The sequence below is a fragment of the Gemmatimonadota bacterium genome, from assembly GCA_016209965.1.
Taxonomy (GTDB): Bacteria; Gemmatimonadota; Gemmatimonadetes; order Longimicrobiales; family RSA9; genus JACQVE01.
Window position 1 is genome coordinate 1 of record JACQVE010000296.1, and the last position, 7,205, is coordinate 7,205.

Annotated in this window: 9 protein-coding genes; 7 read left to right on the forward strand and 2 right to left on the reverse strand. The window is 70.2% G+C overall.

The annotated features are described in order from the left end of the window. Positions 1 to 194 precede the first annotated feature (194 nt). Positions 195 to 965: a transglycosylase domain-containing protein gene (locus HY703_11725; protein MBI4545857.1), complete on the reverse strand. Its 771-nt coding sequence runs from the start codon at positions 963 to 965 to the stop codon at positions 195 to 197. Then, a complete protein-coding gene (locus tag HY703_11730; protein ID MBI4545858.1) occupies positions 966 to 1,505 on the reverse strand; it encodes a transglycosylase domain-containing protein in 540 nt (179 codons plus the stop codon). It abuts the gene before it with no gap. A 278-nt stretch (positions 1,506 to 1,783) separates the two neighbouring features. Here HY703_11730 and HY703_11735 point away from each other — a divergent pair, with 278 nt between their 5' ends. From HY703_11735 to HY703_11765, 7 genes are all read left to right on the forward strand, one after another. Then, a complete protein-coding gene (locus HY703_11735; GenBank protein MBI4545859.1) occupies positions 1,784 to 2,212 on the forward strand; it encodes a hypothetical protein in 429 nt (142 codons plus the stop codon). After that, the gene (locus HY703_11740) at positions 2,199 to 3,698 is read left to right on the forward strand and encodes an Ig domain-containing protein (protein MBI4545860.1); all 1,500 of its coding nucleotides are present in this window, start codon (positions 2,199 to 2,201) and stop codon (positions 3,696 to 3,698) included. The genes HY703_11735 and HY703_11740 overlap by 14 nt, the downstream gene beginning before the upstream one ends. 198 nt (positions 3,699 to 3,896) lie before the next feature. Then, positions 3,897 to 4,841 (forward strand): phenylacetate-CoA oxygenase subunit PaaI, encoded by a 945-nt coding sequence (locus tag HY703_11745; protein MBI4545861.1) that lies wholly within the window; start codon positions 3,897 to 3,899, stop codon positions 4,839 to 4,841. Further along, entirely contained in the window at positions 4,730 to 5,155 is a 426-nt protein-coding gene (locus HY703_11750) for a metal-sulfur cluster assembly factor (GenBank protein ID MBI4545862.1), read from the forward strand. The genes HY703_11745 and HY703_11750 overlap by 112 nt, the downstream gene beginning before the upstream one ends. Before the next feature lie 3 nt (positions 5,156 to 5,158). Then, positions 5,159 to 5,362, forward strand: a complete 204-nt coding sequence (locus tag HY703_11755) for a phenylacetic acid degradation PaaB family protein (GenBank protein ID MBI4545863.1) — start codon at positions 5,159 to 5,161, stop codon at positions 5,360 to 5,362. A 2-nt stretch (positions 5,363 to 5,364) separates the two neighbouring features. Continuing rightward, positions 5,365 to 6,171, forward strand: coding sequence for a phenylacetate-CoA oxygenase subunit PaaI (locus HY703_11760; protein ID MBI4545864.1), 807 nt, complete (start codon positions 5,365 to 5,367; stop codon positions 6,169 to 6,171). Positions 6,172 to 6,463: 292 nt separating this feature from the next. Next, a complete protein-coding gene (locus HY703_11765) occupies positions 6,464 to 7,135 on the forward strand; it encodes a methyltransferase domain-containing protein (protein ID MBI4545865.1) in 672 nt (223 codons plus the stop codon). Positions 7,136 to 7,205 lie beyond the last annotated feature (70 nt).

The window sequence follows — 7,205 nt, forward strand, 5'->3', positions numbered from 1 at the left end:
CTGGTAATGCAGCGCATCGAAGCCGGGGGCGTAGGGCCCGGGCGGGGGCGCCTGGCCAGCGCGGATCGGCGGCGGCTCTGCGGCCCGGGGAGGCGCAGCGGCTGCCCCGCCCTGCGGCATGCGCGCGCACGCTGCCAGCAGCGCCGCGTACCCGAGGAGCACCGCGCGGCCGGCGCTCCGGCTGGCTGGACTCGTCACCGCGCCTCCCCGGCCGTGGTGTCCCCGCACAGCACACCGGAAGTGTCTCTCGCCCCCGGCGGCCGCGCCGCCGGCCGGAAAGCCGGCGCCCGCCGCGCCCCCGGACCGTGGCCGGAATCTAGCACGCGCGGCGCTGGCTGGCCCAGCCCCGCCGGCGGCCGTGACGGCCGCCCGCCCGCCCTGGCATCCGCGCTGTCAGGAGGCCAGCCGGGGCGCGCGTGGCGCGGTTGAACGGCGAATCCCGGAAGTCCCGGCCGCCGACCGGCGCCAGCACATCCCCGTTCCAGGCGTCCAGCACCACAAGAGCACCCTGCAGGTAGTCCGTCGCACCCTCCAGCCCGCCGCCGCGCTGCCGCGCCCCGTGCCCCGTACGCTCGCCCGCGGTAGCGGCCGTAGCGCCCCGCCTCGATCGCCCCGAACTGTTGTGCCAGCTCCTGCTCCGCCGCTTGCTGAATCCCGGCATCCAGCGTCGTCCGGATCACCAGCCCTTCCGTATAGATCGCCTCGCCCAGCTCCGACTCGAGCAACTGCCGCACCTCCTCGACAAAATACGGCGCCCGCTCCGCAGGCTCCGCCGAGCCCCGCCGCAGCCGCAGCCGCGCCGAGCTCGCCCGCGCCGCCTGTGCCACCGCCACCCGCCCCTGCTCCGCCATACGCTCAAGCACCAGGTTCCGCCGCCGCACCGCCGCCGCCGCATCCGCCCGCGGGTTCAGCCGCGAGGGCGAGCGCGGCACTCCCGCCAGCAGCGCCGCCTCCGCCAAGGACAACTACGCCGCCGGCTTGCCGAAGTATTCCTGCGCCGCCGCCTCGATCCCCCACGCGCCACTGCCGAAGTAGATCTGGTTCAGATAAAGCTCGAGAATGTCCCGCTTGCCGTAGCGCTCCTCGATCTCCTGCGCAACGCGCATCTCCCCCAACTTCCGCCACGGCGTGCGCTCGCGCGGCGGCAGCTCCTGTGGAAACAGGTTCCGCGCTAACTGCATGGTGATGGTGCTGAACCCCTCCCGCACCTCGAGTGAGCGCAGGTTGCGCCACAGCGCCACCGGCACGCGCCACCAGTCCACACCGCCATGCTCCCAGAAACGCCGGTCTTCGATGGCCACGAACGCCGCCGGCGCATGCTGGGGCAGCAAATCCAGCGGCACCACCACGCGCCGCACCACGTACAACTTGGCCAGCTCCCGGCCGCGCCGGTCCAGCACCAGGGACGCCTGCTCAGGCATGTAGCCGCGCAGCCGATCCACGTCCGGGCAGCCCCGCAGCCCGCAGCGCTCCCAGAGCAGCAGCGCGGCACCCCCCAGCGCCATCGCCAGGAGCGCTCCCACTCGCAGCCACCGCCGCCACCGCCCCTTTGCTGACGCTACGCCCACCATGCCTGCCACCCGGGCGGCAAGGACGGTACCAGGCGGAAGCTGGGAGTGATTTCCCGTGGGTGGGTCGGCAAGCTGCCGCTGGCCAACCCCAGCCCCTCATTCAAGAAAGGACTGGATCGCCCGCCCCCGCCGCATTACCATAGGCGCACGCTTCACAACTCGCCCCGGCCAGCACACCACCTGTTTCAGCACTAGACCCCTTGGAGGTGACCATGCTCCGCGCTTCAGCGCCTCCGCATCCTGCGGCTTACGTTTCCAAGCGCGTGCTTCTCCGGGATCTGCTGGTGTTCCAAGGGAAGCTTTGGGCGGACGGCTTCAAGGACTTCATCCTGGCCGGCTTTGCCCTGGGTGCGGGGCTCTTGGATGTTCTCTTTGGTCCGGACCTCAGGAGGATTGCACACGGCCTCAGCGGGCGAAACGGGCGAAACATGGATTCAGCGGACGCTTACGGCCCGCAGCAGGAGGGCTATATGCTTTACCGAGTCTTGCGTTTCGGGAAGCGATTCGATCTGTGGCTGAACCTCTATGGCTCTGCCCTGCCCAGCAAAAAGCTGAGAGAGGCATGGTTTGGAACGTCTCCCTCGGCGCTGGGCACCGAAGAGTCGCTACGGGGTAGACGGCGCGGCGATGCGGTCCAGTGAGAAGCAGGCCCTCGGTCTGGTGTTATGGGCGCTGACAGCCTGCAGCAGTGGCGACGGCGGCGGCACCACTGGCCCCGGCGATACCGGCGTCGCCTCCGTCAGAGTCAGCCCCGCCTCGGATTCCCTAGAGGTCGGCCAGACCCTTCAGCTAACGGCCACCGCCCGGGATAGCCGCGGCAACACCCTCACCGGCAAGACAGTCACCTGGTCCAGCTCCGATGCCCTGACGGCCACCGTTTCCGCGACCGGGCTGGTCACAGGGGTCAAAGCCGGCACCGTGACCATCACCGCGCGTGTGGACAACGCGAGCGGCACTGCCTCGGTGAAGGTGAAGTCGGCACAGGTCCCCGTGGCCTCCGTCACCGTGTCGCCCGCCACCAGGAGCCTCGTCCTGGGCGACACCGTGACTCTCGCTGCCGTGGCCAGGGACGCCGCCGGCAACGTCCTCGCCGGCCGCACCTTTAGCTGGTCCAGCTCCGACACCGCCGTGGCGCGCGTGTCCACGCAGGGGCGCGTCACGGCCGCCAAGGTCGGCAGCGCCACGGTAACCGCGACCATCGAGGGGAAGGCCGGCTCGGCCAGCATCACCGTCACCTCACCCCTCACCGCCCAGTTTGTCCTCGCCTTCCACGCCTGCAACAGCGCGGCAGTCGACTGCGGCAACCCGTCCAACCACGTGGTCCAGCTCGCGCAGGGAAACGACGGCGCCTCCTGGACGCCGGTGCCCGGATTCACCGCCTATTCGGGCAGTGTCCCGGACGTCATCCGCAAGGGCAACACGCTCTATGTCTTCACGCCCGGCCGCGTGCGCCGCTACCGCATCGACACCGGCCGCTGGGAGGACCCCGTGACCGTGACCATCCGCAACGCCGATGGCTCGAGCGAGTTCTTTGTGGACCCCAGCCCCATCCTGGACTCGACCGGCAACATCGTCCTGTTCTATCTGGTCGGCGGCGCGCCCGGCACGGGCGACCCCGCGAGCTGCCCAGCAGGCCAGACCAGTTGCACCAAGCTGTTCCGCAGCGCCACCGAGGTGCAGGGGAGCGACGGCACCTCCTTCACCGTGGACTCCGGCAACCGCGCCCAGCTCACCATCGCCTCGAACGAAAGCGCCTCGGACCCCGATATCTTCCCGGGCCCCTCCGGCTTCGTCATGTACATTTCCCGCGGCCCCAGCGTGCAGGCCACCACCGCCTCCGACCTGCGCGGCTCCTACACCAACGTGAGCGGCCTGCCCAACGGCCTGCTCGTCCAGGGCGCCGGTGGCATCCCCGCCGGCTACTATGATTCCGCCACCAGCCGCTTCTGGACTTATGTCCACATCCGCCAGGGCAATATCGCCGTGATCCGCCGCGCCCTGCACACCACCCTCTCCAGCCAGCTCAACGAGTCCCAGTTCACGACCGTCGTGGCGGGGGCAACGTATCCTGGGCTCGGGGCCACCTGGCACGTGGAAAGCCCGGGGATCACGAGCAATGTCCCGTAGCCGCCCAGGCAGATCCGCTCAAGATCTCCCCCGGTACAACGCGCCCGAACCTGTCGCCCTCGATCACCCGGCGCTCCGCCCAAGCGGCGCGAGCGCTCGGGATTGACGTCGCAGGCCTGCCCGCTTGACGCCGGAACGCCCGCTGCATAGCATTGCCCGTCAGCCATTCGAACGAGCGTTCGAAAGCAGGGGCCGCCCATGAGCCGCTTCACCGAGGAAGAGCTGAAGCAGAAGGTGCGCGAGGGCTATATCCTCGAGTCGCCCGAGGAAATGACCGAGGGCTATCGCAGGGCCATCATCACCCAGCTAACGGTCCAGGGCGATACCGAGCTGATCAGCGCGCCGGCCTACTGGATGGCGGCGCAGGATGCGCCTTCCATCAATACGCAGGTCTCGGTAGTCGCGATCATCCAGGACGAGCTGGCGCATGCCAACATCGCCTACCGCATCCTGGAGGACATGGGGCTGGACAAGGAGCAGCTCCTGTATGGCCGGGAGCCCCACGAGTTCAAGCACCCGTACGGCTTCGATCAGCCGCTCGAGAACTGGGCTGAGATGGTGGTCGCCAACGGCTTCTTCGATCGCGCCGGCTTCACGCTCTTGAGCGACGTCCACGAGAATACCAGTTACGGGCCCCTGAAGCGCGCACTGGTCAAGGTGGATCTGGAGGAGAACTTCCACCTGCGCCACGGCGAGAACTGGATGAAGCGCCTGGTCAAGCTGGGCGGCGAGGCCCGGCAGAAGCTGCAGCAAGCGGTGGAGTGGATGTTCCCTATGACGGTCGAGTGGTTCGGCCTCCCCGACGACCTGAAGCGGCACAGTGACCAGCTCGACTACCGGCTGAAGGGCCTGACCAACGACCAGCTCCGCCAGGTCTGGATGTCGGCCACCGTCCCGCTCTGCGAGTCGCTCGGCCTCGAGGTGCCGGCTCACTACGACGAGGCGCGCGGCGAATACGTCCTCGACTACCCCTTCCCCTGCCAGTACGATGCGGCGGCCAAGCGCTGGCTCTTCGAGGACGGCCAGATCACATGGGACCAGGTGTTCCAGCGCTGGAAGGCGCGCGGCCCCATGAACGAGTATTACGTCGAGACCGTGCGTCGCAGCCACGGCTCGGTGCAGAAGCTGCTGGAGGCAGCGTGAGCCCGACCCAGCTCCACCCCCTGTGGAACGCGCTCCGCGAGGTCCGCGACCCGGAGCTCCCGGTCAGCGTGGTGGACCTGGGACTGATCTACGCGATCCGGCGGGACGGCGCGCGCGTCGAGGTCGACCTGACGTTCACGGCCACGGGCTGCCCCTGCATGGCGTTCATCCGCGAGGACGTGCGTGGCCGCCTGCTCCGCGAGCCGGGCGTGCACGAGGTCGTTATCCACGAGGTCTGGGACCCGCCCTGGACCCGCGAGCGCATGACAGAGGAGGGGCGACGGGTGCTCCGGAGTTACGGAATCGCGGCTTGAGCCATGGTCTACGAAGTTTTTGCCCGCACCAGCCGCGGCGAGCCGCTGCGCAACATCGGCAACCTGAACGCGCCCAACGACGAGCTGGCGCGTATCTACGCCTACAGCACCTATGACGAGGAGCGCTGGTTCGACATGTGGGTCGTGCCCCGTGACCGGCTGCTCCCCGTCTTCAATGCCGAGGCCGGCACTCTGCTGGAGCGCTGAGCGTGCCTGCGCCCGCCCCCACCATCGAACTGTCACCGGCTGCCCGCACCGCCACCCGCGACCTGATCCTGGTACTGGCCGACTCGAAGCGGCTCCTGGGCATGCGCTACGCCGAGTGGATCCTGGGCGCGCCGGAGCTCGAGGCCAGCATCGCCTGTGCCGCCATGGCCCAGGACGAGTGGGGGCACGCCCGCCTGCTCTATGCGCTGCTCAAGGATTTGGGGGACGACGTCGACCGGCTCGAGCACGGCCGCGAGCCGGCCGAGTACTGCAGCCTCGAGGCTCTCGATCTACCGCCGCAGGACTGGCCCGACCTGGTCGTGCTCAACGCCCTGGCGGACGCCGCCTTGACCACCCAGTGCGAGGCGCTGCTCGGCTCCGCCTACGCGCCGCTGGCCCAGCGCGTCGAGAAGCTGCTCGAGGAGGAGCGTTTCCATGCCGCCCATGGCGCCGCCTGGCTCCGCCGCCTCGCCCGCGCTGGGGAGAGCGCCCGTGGCACGCTGGCCCTCCCCTTGACGGCCGCGCTGCCCGCGCTGCTCCGCTGGTTGGGGCCGGACTCCCCGCGCGCTGCGGCGCTGCGCGAGGCAGGAGTGGTCAACGCCACGGGCAGCGCGCTCCGCGCCCGCTATCTCGAGCGCATCGCGCCGCTGCTTGCCGAGCTAGGCGACGCCGCACCCCCGCGCGCCCCGGCCGCCCCCGACTTCGCCGGCTTCGACGAGGCCAGGCGCCGCGTCTCGACGCACGGGCCGGACGCCGCGACCGTGGCGCGGATCCGGGGCGACAAGAACCGCGTCTTCCTCATGGACTGAGATGAGCCGCCCAGCCAAACGGAAACCCTCCGCTGCCACAAGGCGCGCCGCCGACCTCGGCCTCCCCGAGCACGTACCCTGCGCCTTCTGCGGCTCCCAGGACACGGAGCTGCACTCCCCTTTCGGCTCGGCGCTTTCCCTGACCACCTACTGGTGCCGCGCCTGCCGTACCGCCTTCGAGTGGATCAAGTGGGACGGCCCGCGCAGCGCGCAGAACAGTTGAGCGAGCAACAGCGCGCCCGCCCCTGCCGCCCGGGCTGCCCCCGTCGCCCGAACCACGCCGGAGCCGCCCGTGCCCTGTGACTGCGCCAGCATCGGCCTGAACGAGATCTTCACTGAGCGCCAAGCGCGGAGAGACGCGCGCCGCTACCGCCGCGCCGGGCTCGACCTCCGTGCTCGCCGGCTGATTGGCGCGATCGAGGAGGTAACGCCCGTCCGGGGCGCCACCGCCCTCGAGGTCGGGGCCGGCCTTGGCACGCTCTCTATCGAGCTGCTCCGCACTCATGGCGCGAGCCACGCCAGCGCCGTCGAGGCCAGGCCCCACTCCGTCGCGCTGGCCCGGGAACTGGCGGAGGAGGCCGGGGTCGCGGATCGCCTCGGGCTCGAGCTTGCCAACTTCGCGGAACGCGCAGTCGACGAGAGCTACGACGTCGTCATCCTGGACCGCGTGGTCTGCTGCTACCCCGTGTGGCAGGAGCTGCTGCGCCCCGCCACCGCCGCCGCGCGCGCCGCAGTCGCGCTCAGCTATCCGCGCCAGGCATGGTGGACCCGCGCGTTCTTCGGCCTCGCCAACACCGGGCAGTGGCTGCTCCGCCGCCGCTTCCGCCTCTACCTGCACCCGCCGGCCGAGATGCAGGCGGCGTTACGGGCCGATGGCTTTCTGCCACGCGTCGCCGGCCACGTCGGCCCCTGGGAGCTGCTGGTCGCGCCCCGGGCCATCAGCACCCGCCAGCCCTCTGCTTGAGCCCAGGGCGCCTGGCGGCCCATGGCACGCCTTTGCTCAGGCGCAGCCGATTCCGCAGATTGCCGAGGCA